Consider the following 17,428-nt stretch of genomic DNA (forward strand, 5'->3'; position numbering starts at 1 on the left):
ACCGTACCCAGCGGGAGAGGAGAGCCTCCCGCCGGGCGAAGACCGTGAGCCTAACTTGACTAATCTGGTCGGATTACTCCATGCTTCCTGCATGTCCAAGATGCTCCCGCTGCTGTGCCTCGGCCTGAGTGCCGCCCTGTCGGTGGCCCAGGCCCAGACCCTGACCATCAAACACGACGAGGGCACGGCGACCGTCAAGAAAAATCCGGGGCGGATCATCGCCATGGACGAGGAAGCGCTGGGCTGGCTGGCCGCGCTTGGGGTCAGCGACCGGGTGGTGGGGCTGGGCAGCACCTACTTCTCCCCCACCGACCTCAGCGGGGGCCGGATCAAGAGTGACGTGCTGAAGCGCGGCTTTTACGGGCGGGTCAACCTGAAGAACCCGGCCTATGTCGGCGACTGGCAGGCCCCCAATCTGGAGACCATCACGGCGCTGAAGCCCGACCTGATCGTGCGGCTGACCTGGGACGGCAACCAGAACTACGACAAGCTCAGCCGGGTGGCCCCCACCGTGGGCTACCAAGAGGCGGGCAGCGGCTTTTGGCAAAAGGGCCTGCGCGACCTCGCCAAAGTCTTTGGGAAGCAGGCGGAGGCCGAACGCGTCATCAAGCAGGTCGCGGACACCCACCGCGCCAACGCCCGCAAGCTGCTGGCGGCGGGGGTATTCAAGAAGTACAGCAAGGTCGTGGTGATCGCGCCGTTCGCCGGGGGCAGCAACTGGCTGTACACCGATGTGCGGCTGATTCCCGACCTGCGGGCGCTGGGCTTCAAGGACGGCCTGAAGGCCAAGGAAGGCTCGCTGGGCGTCGGCTCCCAGATCAGCGACGAGGCGCTGCTGGGCCTGGACCGCAAGACGCTGGTGGTCCTCTTTCCCCCCGGCGGCAAGTACAACGGTGCCGACGCCTTTCTGAAGACGCCCGTCGGCCAGCGGCTCAAGGCCCAGAGCGTCGTCTATGTCCCGGAGGACTTCAGCCCCTACAGCGGTCCCCTCGTCAGCGTGCGCAACAGCAATGAGCTGACCCGCCTGATTCTGGAGAAAACCAAGTGAGGCGTCCCGTCTTCGCGCAGGCGTTCACCGCGCGGGGCGGGGCGCCCACCATGCGGCTCTTTACCTCCAACAGCATGGTGAGCGAACTGCTGACCCAGGCGGGGCTGGTCAACGCTTGGACGGCGCGGCCGGAGCCCTACGGCTTGACCGAGGTCAGCCCCGAGCCCCTCTCGGCACTGAAGGCGCGGACCTTCCTGTACGTCGCCCAGGGCGAGGACAACGTGTTCGCGGCGTCCAGCGTGCGGCCGCTGTGGCAGGGCCTGGGCTTTGTCAAGGCGGGGCAGGCCGACCCCCTGAACGAGAAAACCTGGACCTTCGGCGGCCCCCTGGGCGCCGTCACGCTGATGAACGAACTCAGCCGCCGCCTGCTCCGCCCATGAGCGCTGCACCCATAACCGGGCGTGCCCCGAAGCTCCCCCTCTGCGCCGACGTGTCCCGCGCCCAGGGGGAAGACCCCATCGGCACGGCGGCCCACTGGAGCGAGGTGACGGTGCTGGAACTCGATGTCCGCACCTGGGCCGAGCTGCGCGACGTGGCGAACTGGACCCCGGAGCAGCAGGCCCTCTTCGGGCATCTGCGCGGCAAGGTCGAGGCGAGCGGGGCGGGCTTCGGCCTGCTGATGAGTGCGCCCGCGCAGGCGGGCCAGTCGCTGCGGGTGCGGCACTACACGCTGGGCGCCGGGGGCTACGTCCGGCGGGACTACGCCTCCGACCGGCCGCAGAGTGAGTGGGCGACCGGCCTGCGCGACACCCTGCTGGAGCCCGGCAACCTGCGGAGCTGGCAGCCGCGGCCCACCCCGGACGGCCCCGACCTGCACGTCTGCACCCACGGGAGTGTGGACGCGGCCTGCGGGAAGTACGGGGTCCCAGTGCACCACGCGCTGGAGCGGGCGGGCATTCGCACCTGGCGCACCGGGCATTTCGGGGGCCACCGCTTCGCGGCGACGGCGGTCGAGCTGCCGAGCGGGCTGTGGTGGGCGCACCTGACGCCCGAGCTGGCGGTGCGGGTCGCGCGGCGGGAGGTTTCGCCCGCCGAGGTCCGGGGGCACCTGCGCGGCTACTCGGGTCTGCCGCCGCTGGCACAGGTCGTGGACCGCGAGCTGCTGATCCGGCACGGCTGGGACTGGCTCACGGCCCACCGCCGGGCGGAGGTGGACGGCGAGCGGGTCACCCTGACCTACGACTGGGGGGGCCGGGCGGGGAGGGTGGAGGCCACCGTATCCCTGAGCCACACCCTGCACCTGCCCGGCAGCAGCCATCAGGCGAAGCACGCGGACGTGCCCCAGTACCAGGTCACGTGGTAACTGCGCCGCCCGCCCGCCGCCCCCGCTGGGGCTGGCTGCCCCTGGCGGCGGGGCTGGTCCTCGCCTGTGTCCTGGCGTCCCTGGCGCTGGGCGCGAGCGACGTGCCCCTGCGCGAGGTCGCCGCGCTCCTTCTGGCGCCGGACGACTCGGCCGAGAGCCTGGTGGTGCACACGCTGCGGCTGCCGCGCACGCTGGTCGCGTTGCTGGCAGGGGCGGCACTGGCCGTCTCCGGACTGATGCTTCAGGCCGTGACCCGCAACCCGCTGGCCGACCCCGGCATCCTGGGGGTGGAGGCGGGCGGGGCGCTCGCCATCCTGGTGATGGTGGTGTTCTTTCCGGCCGCGCCCGGCTGGGCCTTTATCCCGGCGGCGTTTGCGGGCGGGGCGCTCGCGGCCCTCGCGGCGTACGGGGTCGCCCGCAGCGTCGGGGCCACGCCCCTGCGGCTGGCGCTGGCGGGGGTGGCGATTGCCAGCCTCGCGGGGGCCATCACGCGCGGGGTGCAACTGCTGTGGGAGGAGCGGGCGCAGGGCGCCCTCTTCGCGCTCTCGGGCAGCGTGGCGGGCCGGAGTTGGGAGCAGCTCGCGCAGGTCAGCCCCTGGCTGCTGGCGGGCCTAGGGGGGGCACTGCTCCTCACGCCCCGGCTGAATGTGCTGGCGCTGGGCGAGGACGTGGCGCGGGGGCTGGGTGCCCGCACCGAACGCGACTCGCTGCTGGTGACGGGTCTGGGCGTCCTGCTGGCCGCCGCCGCCGTCAGCGTCGTGGGGCCGGTGGGCTTTGTCGGGCTGATCGTGCCGCACGCGGCCCGCGCCCTGATGGGGCCGGACCACCGCCTCAGCCTGCCGCTGACCGCGCTGCTGGGCGGGGCCTTTCTGGTGGCGGCCGATGTCGCGGCCCGGCTGATCGACCGCCCGGCCGAGACGCCCGTCGGCATCCTGGTGGCGGCGACCGGCGCCCCCTTTTTCGTGGCGCTGGCCCGGCGGGTCGGGCGCAGGGGGTAGGCGGTGCGCGGGACTTCCTCCTTTTCGTCCCCCTTCTCGGCCGCCCGGACCCTGGCGGTGACCCTGCTGCTGCTGGGGCTGACCCTCGCGCTGGGGGTGCTGGCCCTGGGCCTGGGCGCCGTGCCCACCCCGGCGGCGGACGTGCTGGCCGCGCTGCGGGGGCAGGGCGACGAATTGACGCGGCAACTCGTGCTGGAGTTGCGTACCCCGCGCGTGGCGGTGGCCGTGCTGTCGGGCGCCATGTTCGCGGCTTCGGGAGCGATCTTGCAGGGCGTGATTCGCAACCCGCTGGCCTCGCCGGACGTGATCGGGGTGGGGGCCGGGGCCGGGCTGGCCGCCACCCTCTTTCTGCTGGCCTGGCCGCAGGCGCCCGCCGGGGGGCTGCCCTGGGCCGCCCTGGCGGGCGCGTGGCTGGGGTTCGGACTCGTGCTGATCCTGGCCCGCGAGTGGCGCGGGGCCAGCCCGAACCACCTCCACCCGGTCCGGCTCGCGCTGGTGGGGGTGGCGGTCGCGGCGGCGCTGGGGGCCGCGCAGCAGCTCGTGCTGGTGCGGGCGCCCGACGGTCTGGGCGCCGCCCTGGGTTTCCTGACGGGCACGGTGTACGGGGCGGACGCCGCGCGGGCCTGGCGGCTGCTGCCCTGGGCGGCTGCGCTGCTGCCCCTGGCCCTGCTGGGCGCCCGCACGCTCGACGTGCTGAACCTGGGCGAGGACCTCGCAACCAGTCTGGGCACGCGGGTGGGGGCCGCCCGGCTGGCCGCCCTGGGCGTCGGGGTCGCCCTCGCGGCGGCAGCGGTGACGGGGGCGGGCATCCTGGGCTTCGTGGGGCTGCTCGCGCCGCACCTCGCCCGGCTGCTGGTGGGGGGGCGGCATGCCCGGCTTCTTCCCGTCGCCATGCTGCTGGGTGCCCTGCTGGTGCTGGCCGCCGACACCCTGGGCCGCGCCCTGCTGCCGCCCACCGAGGTCCCCGCCGGGATCTTCACCACGCTGGTGGGCGCTCCCTATTTCCTCTACCTTCTGCGGAGAACTGCCCCATGACCCCTCACCCTGAGCACCCACCCCTCACCACCACCGGGCTGCGCCTGGGGTACGGCCAGCAGATCATCGTTCCTGACCTCGACCTGCGTGTCGCCGGGGGCCGGGTCACGTCCATCATCGGCCCGAACGGCTGCGGCAAGAGCACCCTGCTGCGGGCGCTGGCGCGGCTGCTGCCGACCTCCGGGGGCCAGATTCACCTGTACGGACAGGCGCTGCATGCCCTGCCCAGCCGGGAGGTGGCCCGCCGCCTCGCCATCCTGCCCCAGGGACCCACCGCCCCGGAAGGGCTGAGCGTGAAAGACCTCGTGTGGTTCGGCCGCCACCCGCACCAAGGCCGCTTTCCCGTCCGCAGGCCGGAGGACCGCGAGGCCGTCGCCTGGGCGCTGGACCAGACCGGGATGCGCGTCTTCGCGGGCCGCCCGCTGGACGCCCTCTCTGGCGGGCAGCGGCAGCGGGCCTGGATTGCCATGAGCCTCGCCCAGCAGACCGACATCCTGCTGCTGGACGAACCCACGACCTACCTCGACCTGTCGCACCAACTCGAGGTCTTGCACCTCGCCGGGCGCCTGAACCGCGAGCAGGGCAAGACGGTCGTGATGGTGCTGCACGACCTGAACCAAGCGGTGCGCTACTCGGACGACCTGATCGCCATGCGCGAGGGCCAGGTCTACGCCCAGGGCCGCCCGGAAGACATCATGACGGCCGAACTGCTGCGGGACGTGTTCGGCCTCAAGGCCCACATCCTCGAAGACCCCGACACCGGCAAGCCGCACGTGATCCCGTACGCGCTCACCCGGTGAGACGGCTGAAATGGCCGCCGGAGCATCCGCCCCGCCCCCTGTCCCGCGGAGCTTTCCAGGTCCGCCTCGCGGCCGTGCCTCCACTCCCCTGCGCCGTCCTCGTTCCGGCTCCCTCTGCTGAGGCAGCTCCACGGGTCCGGTCAGGATCCACAGGTGTTCCATCCCTGTTCATTCGAAATCCGTATCGGTGAGGCAAAACGGCGCTTCACGCTTCTGACTGTCAGCCTGAGACAGACCCGAAGCGGACACTTCCGGGCTCGGACCGCCGTTCAGCGACTTCACACAGAGAGGCGAGGGAGCAGCAGGGACTTGGTGGCGGCAGTTACCGCCCCCCCGGCTCGCTGGGCAGGTAGATGCTGAAACGGGCGCCGCCCAGGGGAGAGGCCGCCGCGCGGGCCTGACCGCCGTGGGCTCCGGCGAGGGCCTGGACGATGGCGAGGCCCAGACCACTGCCGCCCGTGTCGCGCGTGCGGCTCTCATCCAGCCGCGTGAAGCGGGCGAACACGGCCTGGCGGAGGTCGTCGGGAATGCCGGGGCCGTCGTCGTCCACGTGCAGGGTGGCCTGCCCACCGCAGGGCTCCACCTGAAGCTCGACCCGCTGGCGGGCATGGCGCAGCGCATTGTCGACCAGGTTGGCCGTCACCTGCTGCACCCGGTCACGGTCGGCCACCAGGGGCGTCGGCTGGGCGCTGAGGCGCAGCTCGATGCCCCGAGCAGCGGCCCGGTCCCCCAGGTCCCGCACGACCTGGGCGGCGACTTCGGCCAGATCGACCGGCAGGGGCTGGAGGCCCAGCCGCCCCGCGTCGGCCAAGGTCAATGTCCGCAGATCGCCCACCAGACGGGTGAGCAGTTGGGTCTGGGCACTCAGCAGCGCGACCTGCTGAGGCTCGAGTGGGTAGACGCCGTCCTCGAGCGCGTCCAGCCGCGCCTGCATGATGGCGATAGGCGTGCGGAGCTCGTGGGCGATGTCGGCGATGGCCTGCCGACGTTCGCGCTCCAGGATTTCCAGATTGCCCGCCATGTCGTTGAAGGTGCGGGCCAGCTCCGCGACCTCGCGGTCACCGGGCAGCTGGGGCGCACGGGCCGAGAGGTCCCCGGCCGCGAGCCGGGTCGCCGCGGCCGTGACCGCGCCCAGGGGCCGGGCCACCCGGCGGGCCAGCCAGAGGCTCAGCACGGCGGCGAGTCCGGCCGCGACCAGTCCCCCCTCCACCAGGCTGCCCTGCACGTCCCGGACAAAGGAGCGGTTCCGCGGATTCAGGGCGGCGGGCAGCCCTGTTCCCCGCGGCCGCCCCGCAGACGCCCCACCTACCACGCCGGGGTCGAGCACCGCCTCGCCGGTGCCGGGGGAGGGGGCCGCCACGCTGGCCCGCCCCGGGGGGGACGGGGGCGGCGGCGGCTCCTCGCCCCGGCGCACCGCCTGCTCGCGCTCGCGCAGGTAGGTCTGGACCTCGGGGGGAAGCCGGGCCACCTCGCGGCGCACCGCCAGGTCCGAGAAGAGAAACATCGCTCCCACCGCCAGCCCCACCGCCAGCAGCATGGAGAGCAGCAGCGTGACGGCGAGGCTGGGTGCCCGCCAGCGCGGGGCGGCCCGCGGCCGGGTCAAGGACTCGCCTCCAGGCGGTAGCCCACGCCGCGCACCGTGTGAAGCAGTTCCCCGGCCCGCGCCGCGTCAAGCTTGCGCCGAACGCTGGCGAGGTGGGCGTCCACGACCCGCTCCAGGGCGTCACTCTCCGGCAGCGCCGCCGTCAGCAGTTCTTCACGGGTAAAGGCGCGGCCAGGTACCTGGGCGAGGTGCGCGAGCAGGCGGAACTCGGTGGGAGTGAGCGCGAGGGCCTGCCCGTTCACGCGGGCGCAGGCCGCCCGGCGGTCCACCTCCAGCGCCCCCACCCGCAGCGGACGTTCGGTGTCGTCCAGGGCCGTCGTCACGCGCCGCAGCACGGCCCGGACCCGCGCCATCACCTCGCGCGGGCGAAAGGGCTTGACCACGTAGTCGTCCGCTCCGAGTTCCAGGCCGACAATCTGGTCGGTCTCCTCCGCCCGGGCGGTCACCAGGATCACCGGGGTCGTGCTTTCCGTGCGTACCGACCGCAGCACGTCCAGACCGCTCCGGCCGGGCAGCATGATGTCCAGCAGAATCAGGTCCGGTCGGGCGGCGCGGTAGACCGCCAGGGCGGCGTGGCCGTCGGCGGCCCGTTCGGTGCGGTAGCCCTCCTGCCGCGCATACGCCTCCAGCACTTCTGCGAGCTGCGGCTCGTCCTCCACGATCAGGATCAGGGCGCTCATGGGGTCATGGTAGAGGCGGGCAGCGAAGATTCCGCGAAGTGAGGCTGGGCGCATGCTCGCAGCAGCCGGGCCGTCCTGGGGCGCACTTCCCTCCTCTCGGCTGCCGGGTCTTCGGCAAATCTTCACACGGCGTGCGCGCCTTCTTTGCAGGCTCGCCCCAGGGTGGAGGCATGACTTCCCCACCTCCTCCCCGGACGCCTGCGGGCCGGGGCCTCGTGCTGTTCCTGCTGCTGGGTGCAGGCCACGTGCAGGCCCAGGCCCAGGCGACGACCGCACAGATGACGGCAGCCCAGGCGGCTCCCGCCGCCCTGACCCTCGAAGAAGCCCTGGCCCGGCTCGCGCAGGCCCCCAGCGTCGCGGCGGCGCAGCTCAGCGTGCGGGTGGCCCAGGAGAACCTGACGGCTGCCCGGACGGCCCTGGGCCTCAGCGTCAGCGTGACCGGGAACGTGACCTATGCGGGCGGCGCGGGGACGGCGGAAGACGGCAGCGCTGCGGCCACGCCGGGGAGCCTCTCGGGCAGCGCGGGCGTGCAGGCCAGCCTGGGCCTGCTGCCCTGGTCGAGCGGGCAGGCCAGCCTGCGCTCAGCGCAGCGCAGCCTCACGCTGGCGCAGGCGAACCTCGCGGCCGCGCAGTCGGGTGCCCGGCTGAACGTGGTGACCCAGTACCTCGCGGCGGTCGTCGCCCAGCAGGACGTGACGCTGACCGAGCGGACCCTGGCCCAGCGCCAGCGGCAGCTCGCGGTGACCCGGACCCAGCGGGAGCAGGGCAACGCCACCGAGCAGGCTGCCTTGATCGCCCAGGCCAACGTGCAGCTCGCGCAGGCCAGCCTGACGGAGGCGCGGACCAGCCTGGAGGGGGCGCGGCTGGGCCTCGCGGCGGTGCTGGGGCAGCCGCTGACGGGCGTGACTTTCGCCAGCGCTCCCGTAGTCAGCGCCGCCCTGCCGGACCTGGACGCGCTGGTGGCCCGCGCCCGAATCGGGACCGTGGAGGTGCTTCAGGCGCAAAACGCTCTTGCTGCTGCCCAGGAATCGCTCGAAGAGCAGCAGCGCGACGTGCGGTTGCCGGACCTGACCGCCAGCGTGCGGTACGGCCCCAGCGGCGGCGGCGGCCTGAGTGCCAGCCTGAACGTGAAGGCGGGCAGCGCGGGCGTGGGCTACTCGCTGCCCTTCGGGGGGAGCGCAGCGGGGGGGGACAGCCGGGTGGCCGCCAGCCTCAGCGGCAGCTACGTCCTCTATTCCCCGGCGCTGCGGGCACAGGTGTCGGCGGCGCAGGCGGGCGTCACTCAGGCCGAGCTGTCTCTGCGGGTGGCCCAGCAGAATGCCGAACTCAACGTCCGCACCCTCTACAGCGCCGCCCAGAGCGCCGCGCTCGCCGTGGGCTCCCGGCAGACCGCCGTGGAGGTGGCCCGCTCTGCCCTGGACGCGGCGCAGGCCCGCCTCTCGGCCGGGACCGCCACGGCGGACGACGTGACGGCCGCCGCGCTGGACCTCGCGCAGGCCGAACGCGACCTCGTGCAGGCCCGCGCCGCCGGGCAGACCGCCCTTCTTCGACTCGAGAACGCCGCCGGAGGTTCCCTGTGATGCAGACCCGTACCCTCGCCCTGGGCCTGGCCCTGCTGCTCCCCACTGCTGCGGCCCAGACCGCCGTCTCGGTCACCCGCGCCGTGCAGGCCGCACTGACGAGCGGCACCGAGGTCCGCACCGCGCAGGCCAACCTGGACCGGGCCACCGCCGCCAACCGCGCCGCGCAGGCCGACCCCAGCACCCTCGCCGCCGCCAAGCTGTCGGCGGAACAGGCGCAGACGCTCGCCACCGTCGGGCTGCGGGCCGCGCGGCTCTCCACCCTTCAGAGCGCGGTCAACGCCTACACGACCCTGCTGGAGGCGCAGGAGAACGTGGAATTGCAGAGCCTTCAGGTGCAGGTCGACCAGAAGGCCGTGCAGGTCGCGCAGGTCAAGCGCGGCCTGGGCAACGCCACCGCGCTGGACGTGCAAAAGGCCCAGAACACCCTCTCGGGCAGCACCCAGGGCCTCGCGGACGCGCGGGCGCAGGTGAACCTCGCCTCCGGCAAGCTCGCCAGCCTGACCGGGCTGGCAGCCGGGGTGCGGGCGTCCGGGTTGGGCACGCTCCCCACCCTCAAGACCACGCTGGCCGCGCTGCGCTCGGGCCTGGAAAACAACCTCACCTCGGTCGTGGGCGCCGAACAGGACGTGGCCGCCGCGCAGCTCACGGTCAAGCTCTCCGACAACGACTTCACGCCCGCCCGCACCCTGCAAGACGCCCGCACTGCCCTCGCCAACGCGCAGCGGGCGCTGGACGCCGCGCAGAAGAACGCGAACACGGGCCTTTCCTCGGCGTACCAGACCGCCCAGAACGCCGCCGAGCAGCTCAAGGTCGCCCAGAGCCGCGAGAGCGCCGCCCTGCGGAGCTACAACCAGGACAGCGCCCGCCTGAAGAGCGGCACCATCAGCGCCGTGGAGTTGCAACAGACGCAGCTCGCCCTCAAGCAAGCGCAGTTCGCCCGCCTCCAGGCACAGGGCAACGTGCTCGAATCGCTCGCGGCGCTGTCGGTGGCCTCGGGGCAGAACCTGACCGGCATCGTGGGGACCTGAGATGGCCCCCACCACGACCACCTCATCCACCACGGTGACCCGCCCGGCCCGCCGCCGGAGGCGCTGGCCCTGGGTGCTCACGGGGCTGCTGCTGCTGGGCGCGGGCGGGGGCGTGTGGTACAGCCGCACCCGCGGGGCCGAGGCCGAGGCCCCGGCGGTGACCACCCAGCTTCAGCCTGTGCAGCCCGGCACCGTGCGCGTCAGCGTGAGCGGCCCCGGCACCCTGGAGGCCGCCGCCACCCGCACGGTGGGCGTGAGCCGCAACGTGACGGTCGGCACGCTGCCCGCCGTGGGCGAGCGCGTCACGAAGGGCCAACTCCTGACCACCCTCACCAGTGACGACGTGACCACGGCGGTCCGCACCGCCGAGCTGAACTTGCAAAAGGCCCGTGCCAGCCTGGACGCCCTGCGGGCCTCGCAGGAGGCCAGCCGGGTCAACCAGCAGAGCAGTGCCGCGCAGGCCGACGCCAGCGTGACGGCGGCGCAGGCCACCCTCGCGGACGCGGAGCGCACCCTCGCCAGCGCCCGCACCACCCTGAACGCCCAGGAACAGCTCTACGCAGTCGGGGCCGTGAGCGCCCAGGACCTCGCGGCCGCCCGCAACGCCGTGGCCGACGCGCAGGCCGGGGTGCAGAGTGCCCGCAGCAGCCTGGAGAGCGCCCGCACGAGTGCGGCGGGCACCCGCCAGCAGGCCCAGGCCAGCACCGAGAGCAGCGCCCAGGACCTGCGCAGCTCGCAGCTCGCGGTGCAGCAGGCCGAGGAGAGTCTGGAGGCGGCCCAGGCGGACCAGGCCGCCCTCAAGATCTACGCGCCCATCAGCGGCGTCGTGAGCGCGGTGGGCGCCACCGAGGGCGCCCCCCTGGCTTCCAACTCCACCCTCCTGACCCTGCTGGACGACACCACCCTGAATCTGCCGGTGCAGGTCGACGAGACCGAGATCGGCGGCGTGGAGGCCGGGCAGCCCGCCGAGGTCACGCTGGACGCCCGCGAGGACCAGACCTTCCGGGGCGAGGTCGTCCGGGTGTCGCCGGGGGCCACCCAGGAAAGCGGCATCAGCGTCTTTACCGCCACCGTGACGCTGGACAACGCCGACGGCCTGCTCCGCCCCGGCATGACCGCCGAGGCCGAGATCATCCAGAGCGAGGCGTCCGGCCTCCTGGTGCCCGCGCGGGCCATTCAGACCGTGCGGGGGCGCAGCTACGTGCAGATGCCCGGCGAGGAGGGGGCCGAACCGGAGCGCGTCCGGGTGACCCTGGGCGCGACGGACGGAACGAATACCATCGTCGAGGAGGGCCTCACGCCGGGACAGCAGGTCGTGGTGCCGGGCAGCCGCAGCGCCGCCCCAGCCTCCTCCGGCCAGCCCAGGCAGGGTCAGGGCGGATTCGGAGCAGCGGGCGGCCCTCCGGGGGGCTTCGGGGGAGCACCGTGACCCCTGTTCCGCCGGTCGTGGAGCTGCAAGACGTGCGCAAGACCTACGCCCAGGGCGACGTGGTCTTTGAAGCCCTGTCCGGCGTGAGTCTCCAGATTCACCAGGGGGAGATGGTCGCATTGATGGGACCCTCCGGCAGCGGCAAGACCACCCTGATGCAGATGATCGGGCTGCTGGACCGCCCCAGCAGCGGCAGCTACCACCTCGCCGGGCGCGACGTCACCACCCTGACGGAAAACGAGCGGGCCGAGGCACGCAACCGTGAACTGGGCTTCGTCTTCCAGGCCTTTCACCTGCTGCCGCGCCAGACGCTGCTGGAAAACGTGGAAGTCCCGCTGACCTACGCCGGGCTGCCCCCCCGCGAGCGCCGGGAACGGGCGCTGGAGATGCTGGCGCAGGTCGGCCTGGCCGACAAGGCGGGCAACTTACCCAGCCAGATCAGCGGCGGGCAAAAGCAGCGGGTGGCGATCGCGCGGGCGCTGGCCGGGCGGCCCCGGCTGCTGCTGGCCGACGAGCCGACCGGGAACCTCGACACCCGCACGTCCGAGGAGGTGATGGGCCTCTTCGCCCGGCTGCACGCCCAGGGCACCACCGTCATCCTGGTCACCCACGAGGCCGACATCGGCGCCTATGCCGAACGGGTGGTGCGGGTCCGCGACGGCCTGATCGAGCGCGACGAGCGGCAAAGGCCCCACCGCCCGCCCCTCCCGACGTCCCTCCCCGGCGAGGCGGCGCCGTGACGGTGGCCGGTCAGCCCGACACGGGTGCCCGCGAGGCGGCAGAGGCCCGGTCCCCGACCCGTGGGGGCATCGGCCTGGGCGGGGCCTTCGTGATCGCGTGGCGGGCCATCGTGGGCACGCCGATGCGGTCCTTTTTGACCGCGCTGGGGGTCATCATCGGGGTGGCGGCGGTCGTGGCCCTGACCGCCATCGGGCAGGGCAGCACGGCGGGCGTGACCCGGAACCTCGAATCGCTGGGCACCAACCTCCTGACCGTGCAGAGTGCCCGCGGCCAGCCCGGCGGCTCGCTGGTGCGCGGCGGCCCCCGGCAGACGGTCACGCTGGAGGACGCCGAGGCGCTGGCCGGGGCCTTCGGGGAGCGGGTCGCGGGCGTGGCCCCGACCGCGCAGAGCAGCGTGCAGGCCAAGGTCGGAAGCGCCAACACCCAGGTCACGCTGCTGGGCACCTGGCCCGCCTACGAGACCGTCCGCAACAGCCCGGTCCAGAGCGGGAGCTACTTCACCGAAGCCGACCTGGAGGACCGCAAGCGCGTGGCGGTGGTCGGCTCGCAGGTGGCGACCGACCTCTTCACTGACGGCAGTGACCCGGTGGGCCAGAAGATCCGCCTGGGTGCCGTGACGTTCACGGTGGTCGGCGTGCTGCCCGACAAGGGCAACAGCGGTTTCGGCAACGCCAACGCGCAGGTCCTGATTCCCCTGAGTACCTACCTGCGCCGCTTCTCCCGCACCAATAGTGCGAGCGGCGAGCCTACGGTCAATAACGTCTACCTTCAGGCCAGTGACAAAGACGACCTGACGCCTCTCCAGACCGACGTGACCGCGCTCCTCGCCGAGCGGCACGAACTGACCGACCCCGAAAGCTACGACTTCCAGGTTCAGAACCAGGCCGACTCGCTGGCGAGCCTCAGCAGCGTGACGACCACCCTGACCCTCCTGGTGGGGGCCATCGCGGGCATCAGCTTGCTGGTCGGCGGTATCGGCATCATGAACATCATGCTGGTCAGCGTGACCGAGCGCACCCGTGAGATCGGCATTCGCAAGGCGCTGGGCGCCAAGCCCCGCGACATCCTGACCCAGTTTCTGGTGGAAGCGGCCCTGCTGTCGGTCGGCGGCGGCCTGATCGGGCTGGCGCTGGGGATCGGCGCGGCCCATGCGGGCAGTGCTTTCGGCATCAGTCCGGTCTTTTCCGCCGCGCCCATCGTGGTGGCCTTCCTCTTCAGCGCCTTTGTGGGTGTGTTTTTCGGCTATTACCCGGCGGCCCGCGCCGCGCGGCTGGACCCGGTCGACAGCCTCCGGTACGAGTGACCCTCCCTCCGAGTTCAAGGAGCCTTTCATGACCCAGCGCCGCACGCTCGCCCTGACCCTTTTTCTGGTCCTCCTCCCCGTCGCCGCCGCCCAGACGGGCGCCCGGATGGCCCAGAGGCAGCCCGTGCTGGACCTCGCACAGACGGTGCGTCTGCTGCCCGAATTGGAAAAGAACAAGGCCACCGCCGTGACGAAGACGCAGGCCAAATCACTGATCACCATCCTGACCGCCCTGCAAAAAGCCAAGGCTGTGCAGCCGAACGATGCCAAGAAGTACTTGACCCAGATCGAGACCAAAATCCTGACGGGCCGTCAACTCACGGCACTCGACAGCCTGCTGATCGAGGCTGAGGAGGAGCGGGCTGCCCGGCGGGCGCAGGCGCAGAGTGGTCAGCCCCAGCGACAGGCGGGCGTGAGCATTCCGGGGATACCGGGCCGGATCGGCGCGGCGCAGGGCCAGCAGCGCCCTGGCACCCCGGGCACAGCCGCCGCCCGCTCGCCCCAGGACGACGCTTTCAACCCCTTCGTGCAGGGGCCGACAGCCGACCGTCTCAAGGCTTATCTGGCCCTGCTGCGGAAAAAGTAGGCTTCAGCGGTGGTGGCACGCCGTCAGTCCGGTTGAGGGGGACCCGGTACGGCGGAGATGGGATGAGCCTCGAAGACAGGAGGCGCCCTCATGACCCGCGGCAGAACATCTAGCGCCGAGTTCGATCGAGACGCCGCCGAACTCGCCCGAACCAGCGGGAACGTCGCGGGGAGCACGCGCGACCTGGGCACCGCCGCGTCCCTGCCGAGGAAGTGGATAAACACCGAGCAGGAGAAGGGCCATCGAGCATTTGACGGAAAAACGTCTGCGGCGGCGAAAGACCCCTCGCCCAACCCTCTCCCGCGGCGCTGTGCAGGTTTGCCAGCAGCTCTGCGAGTCTCCCCCCGGAGAGGGCTGAACCCTGTCAGGGCCGTTCTTTGGGAGACAGCGCCGCCGTGGCGAACCAGAAGGTGCCGAAGGACTTGATGACCTCCACGAACTCGCTGACCGTGACGGGTTTGGGGATGTAGGCGTTCGCGTGCAGGTTGTACGAGCGCCAGATGTCGCCCTCGGCCCGCGAGGTGGTCAGCACGACGACCGGGATGTTGCGCAGGGCGTCGTCCACCTTCAGCACGTCGAGCACCTCCAGCCCGCCCATGCGCGGCATGTTCAGGTCGAGCAGGATCACGTCGGGCACGGCGGCTGCCGCGTAGGGGCCTTCGCGCCGCAAGAAGGCCAGGGCGTCCACCCCGTCGCGGGCGACGTGCAGGCGGTGGGGAAAGTGCGCCTCCTCAAAGGCTTCTTCCGTAAGCAGGATGTCGGCCGGGTTGTCCTCGACCAGCAGAATCTCGATGGGTTTGTGGGGCGTCATGGGGTAGGCGGACTCCTGGGGGCTGAAACCGGACGAGCCTGGCGGACCGGAAAGCGCCAACGCTCGGACGACTAAAAATACGCCAAAACTAGCGGAGCACCGCCGCCCGCCGCTCTTTTTTGCATGAAGGGGGTCTTTAGGAGTGGCCACGCGCGAGAGAAAGGACGCGGCGGAGCAGGGTTTCGGTCAGGGGGCCGCAGCGACCCGGACCCACCTGCGCCAGCTTTCCAGACCCCGCGTCATGGGGTAAAGGGGCGAGCGGCGCCCGCCCCACCCGGACTTCACCCACCAGCCGGAAGGGCCAGCGGGCGTGATCAATGGTGCGGACTGTTGGCACTTCCATGTCAGCAAAGTGCGAGGAACATAGCGCTTTCAGCTCCTCCCCTTGAGGGGGAGGTCGGGAGGGGGTGAGCTGGCTTGGCGTCCCAGACGGCAGTGCTCCCCACTCCCCTCGTTGGCCCACCAAAACTGTCCGCACCCTTGGTGATCCGGGTGCCGTCCACTCCGTTCTCCGCCCGGAACACTGCCGGGTGGAGAACTCCCTTCCCGGCCACCGTTGCGCTCCTGCTCGCTCTGCTTCGCAGCTTTGCCAGTCCGCTCGGGGTGAACAGTCTTTGGGACTGCTGGTCCGGAAGCCGTATGAGCCGCTCCCGGTCGGGGGGCGCCTCAACCCTGGCGGGCGGCCATCGCGGCGCGGGCCTGTTCCTGAAGGGGGCGCCACGCCACCTTGCCGGTCGCCCCGCGCGGCAGGCTCTCCACGAACTCGTAGTCGCGCGGCACCTTGTAGGTCGCCATCTGGGTTCTGGCCCAGGCCTCGATCTCCTCGGCGGTGGCCTGCCCGCCGGGCCTGAGCACGATCAGGGCGCGGGCGCGTTCGCCGGTGCGCTCGTCGGGCACCGAGATCACGCAGGCTTCCTGAATGTCGGGGTGGCCGTGCAGCAGGTTCTCGACCTCGGCGGGCCAGACCTTCATGCCCGAGACGTTCACCATGCGCTTGAGGCGGTCGGTGAAGAAGAAGTACCCTTCCTCGTCCATGTAGCCCAGGTCCCCGGAGCGGAAAAAGCGCTTGCCGTCCAGCTCGACAAAGGCCTCGGCGGTCGCCTCGGGGCGGTTCCAGTAGCCCTGCATGACCTGCTCGCCGTGCATCACGATCTCCCCGATCTCGCCGGGAGGCAGCTCGCGCCCGGTGTCGAGGTCGAGGACGCGGGCGTCGACCCCAAAGAGGGCGACGCCGAGGCACTGCAGCTTCTGGCGGCCCTTGGGGTTGGAATGCGACTGCGCCATCGTCTCGGTCAGGCCGTAGCCCTCGGCAAAGGCGATGCCGGTCAGGTCCAGCAGCCGCTGTCCGATGGCCGCCGGGAGGCTCGCGCCGCCGCCCGTCACGCTGCGCAGGCTGGCGAGGTCCGCCGGATCGAAGTTCGGTGACGCCATCAGGTCGATGACCATCGTGGCGGTGTTCGTCCAGAGGGTGACTCCGCGGTCGCGGATCAGCTTCCGCGCCGCGTCCCGGTCCCAGCGGGCCATCGCCACGATGGTGCCGCCGCCATTGAGGGGCGCGAGCAGGCTGTTGACGAAGCCGGTGACGTGGAAAAAGGGCAGCGAGGCCAGAAACACGTCCTCCACCGTGCCGTCTACCCACGCCCCGGCCCCGAACACATTCGCCTGCACGCTGCGGTGGGTGTGCATGCAGCCCTTGGGCAGCCCAGTCGTGCCGCTGGTATAGGGCATGACCGCCAGATCGTCGGGACCGACCTCGGCGGCGGGGGCGGAGGCGGCCTGAAGCGCTTCTTCCAGGGTCACGTCGCCGGGTTGGAGTTCGGGAGTCACGCCCAGCTCGGTGGGCAGCGGGATTCCGGCCCGCTCCGCATCGGTCCCGGCCATGACGTTGGCGACGACCGCGTGGGCCAGCCCCCCCTGCTTCGCCTTCTCGTACAGCTCGGCGCCCACCACACCCACCCGGATGCCCGCGTCCCCCAGGAAGAAGCCGAACTCGCGCGGTTGCAGCATGGGCGCGAGGGGCACCACAACCGCCCCCAGGTGCCACGCGGCGTGCGCGGCAATGGCCCAGGCGGGGCTGTTCTGCAGCCACACCGCCACCCGGTCCCCCTTGCCCACCCCCTGCGCGGCGAGGTGTCCGGCGAGGCGCTCGGCAGATTCACGCAGTTCGCGGTAGCTCAGCTCGCGGCCGTAAAACCACATCGCCGCCCTGTCGGGATACCGCTCGGCCGACACGCGCAGGTTGTGCATCAGCCCGGTGCGCGGCAGCGTGAGCTGGCGGGGCTTGCCGGGAGGCCAGTAGCGGCCCGCTGTGGGGGTGGCCGGGGCGACCGGTCGGGGATGCTCGGTGGGCAGGTGGAGTTCGGGATCGTGCGACATGAGAAACCTCCGGAGGAGAGCCGGGCCACCTGCCCCCGCTGCGGGGAGGCGGGCGGCCGGAACGTATGTTGTGCGTGCCTGGAGTGTAGGGCATGGGGCTCGCA

At 71.9% G+C, this 17,428-nt stretch carries 16 protein-coding genes; 12 read left to right on the forward strand and 4 right to left on the reverse strand.

Annotated elements, in window-relative coordinates:
- The first annotated feature begins 91 nt into the window (after positions 1–91).
- The 6 genes from L1280_RS08825 to L1280_RS08850 are packed head-to-tail and all read left to right on the forward strand — an operon-like array spanning position 92 to position 5,184.
- Positions 92–1,048 (forward strand): iron-siderophore ABC transporter substrate-binding protein, encoded by a 957-nt coding sequence (locus L1280_RS08825; protein ID WP_253581743.1) that lies wholly within the window; start codon positions 92–94, stop codon positions 1,046–1,048.
- A complete protein-coding gene (locus L1280_RS08830; RefSeq protein WP_253581745.1) occupies positions 1,045–1,428 on the forward strand; it encodes a hypothetical protein in 384 nt (127 codons plus the stop codon). Before L1280_RS08825 ends, L1280_RS08830 begins: the two co-directional genes overlap by 4 nt.
- Positions 1,425–2,351 carry a sucrase ferredoxin gene (locus L1280_RS08835; protein ID WP_253581746.1) on the forward strand — a complete coding sequence of 309 codons (927 nt, stop codon included), beginning with the start codon at positions 1,425–1,427 and terminating at the stop codon, positions 2,349–2,351. The genes L1280_RS08830 and L1280_RS08835 overlap by 4 nt, the downstream gene beginning before the upstream one ends.
- Complete coding sequence (locus L1280_RS08840) at positions 2,345–3,349, forward strand: FecCD family ABC transporter permease (RefSeq protein WP_371922900.1); 1,005 nt, start codon at positions 2,345–2,347, stop codon at positions 3,347–3,349. The genes L1280_RS08835 and L1280_RS08840 overlap by 7 nt, the downstream gene beginning before the upstream one ends.
- Positions 3,350–3,352: 3 nt before the next feature.
- Positions 3,353–4,384 carry an iron chelate uptake ABC transporter family permease subunit gene (locus L1280_RS08845; RefSeq protein WP_253581747.1) on the forward strand — a complete coding sequence of 344 codons (1,032 nt, stop codon included), beginning with the start codon at positions 3,353–3,355 and terminating at the stop codon, positions 4,382–4,384.
- The gene (locus tag L1280_RS08850; RefSeq protein WP_253581748.1) at positions 4,381–5,184 is read left to right on the forward strand and encodes an ABC transporter ATP-binding protein; all 804 of its coding nucleotides are present in this window, start codon (positions 4,381–4,383) and stop codon (positions 5,182–5,184) included. Before L1280_RS08845 ends, L1280_RS08850 begins: the two co-directional genes overlap by 4 nt.
- A gap of 322 nt (positions 5,185–5,506) precedes the next feature.
- Here L1280_RS08850 and L1280_RS08855 read toward each other — a convergent pair whose 3' ends face one another.
- A complete protein-coding gene (locus L1280_RS08855; protein ID WP_253581750.1) occupies positions 5,507–6,787 on the reverse strand; it encodes an ATP-binding protein in 1,281 nt (426 codons plus the stop codon).
- Entirely contained in the window at positions 6,784–7,467 is a 684-nt protein-coding gene (locus L1280_RS08860; protein ID WP_253581752.1) for a response regulator, read from the reverse strand. The genes L1280_RS08855 and L1280_RS08860 overlap by 4 nt, the downstream gene beginning before the upstream one ends.
- 170 nt (positions 7,468–7,637) lie before the next feature.
- Between L1280_RS08860 and L1280_RS08865 the strand changes: the two genes are divergently transcribed.
- The 6 genes from L1280_RS08865 to L1280_RS08890 are packed head-to-tail and all read left to right on the forward strand — an operon-like array spanning position 7,638 to position 14,137.
- Positions 7,638–9,047 carry a TolC family protein gene (locus L1280_RS08865; RefSeq protein ID WP_253581753.1) on the forward strand — a complete coding sequence of 470 codons (1,410 nt, stop codon included), beginning with the start codon at positions 7,638–7,640 and terminating at the stop codon, positions 9,045–9,047.
- Positions 9,047–10,078, forward strand: coding sequence for a TolC family protein (locus L1280_RS08870; protein WP_253581754.1), 1,032 nt, complete (start codon positions 9,047–9,049; stop codon positions 10,076–10,078). Before L1280_RS08865 ends, L1280_RS08870 begins: the two co-directional genes overlap by 1 nt.
- Before the next feature lies 1 nt (position 10,079).
- A complete protein-coding gene (locus tag L1280_RS08875; RefSeq protein WP_253581756.1) occupies positions 10,080–11,507 on the forward strand; it encodes an efflux RND transporter periplasmic adaptor subunit in 1,428 nt (475 codons plus the stop codon).
- Positions 11,504–12,247 carry an ATP-binding cassette domain-containing protein gene (locus L1280_RS08880; protein ID WP_253581758.1) on the forward strand — a complete coding sequence of 248 codons (744 nt, stop codon included), beginning with the start codon at positions 11,504–11,506 and terminating at the stop codon, positions 12,245–12,247. The genes L1280_RS08875 and L1280_RS08880 overlap by 4 nt, the downstream gene beginning before the upstream one ends.
- Positions 12,244–13,551: an ABC transporter permease gene (locus L1280_RS08885; RefSeq protein ID WP_253581759.1), complete on the forward strand. Its 1,308-nt coding sequence runs from the start codon at positions 12,244–12,246 to the stop codon at positions 13,549–13,551. The genes L1280_RS08880 and L1280_RS08885 overlap by 4 nt, the downstream gene beginning before the upstream one ends.
- A 28-nt stretch (positions 13,552–13,579) precedes the next feature.
- Entirely contained in the window at positions 13,580–14,137 is a 558-nt protein-coding gene (locus L1280_RS08890; protein ID WP_253581760.1) for a hypothetical protein, read from the forward strand.
- A gap of 364 nt (positions 14,138–14,501) precedes the next feature.
- Here the strand turns inward: L1280_RS08890 and L1280_RS08900 are convergent, their stop codons facing one another.
- Both L1280_RS08900 and L1280_RS08905 read right to left on the reverse strand, forming a co-directional pair.
- Positions 14,502–14,948: a response regulator gene (locus tag L1280_RS08900; protein ID WP_253581761.1), complete on the reverse strand. Its 447-nt coding sequence runs from the start codon at positions 14,946–14,948 to the stop codon at positions 14,502–14,504.
- A gap of 666 nt (positions 14,949–15,614) precedes the next feature.
- Positions 15,615–17,324, reverse strand: coding sequence for a long-chain-fatty-acid--CoA ligase (locus L1280_RS08905; protein WP_253581762.1), 1,710 nt, complete (start codon positions 17,322–17,324; stop codon positions 15,615–15,617).
- Positions 17,325–17,428 lie beyond the last annotated feature (104 nt).

Origin of the sequence: Deinococcus sp. HSC-46F16 (genome assembly GCF_024171495.1) — a bacterium.
In the GTDB taxonomy this organism is placed as follows: Bacteria; Deinococcota; Deinococci; order Deinococcales; family Deinococcaceae; genus Deinococcus.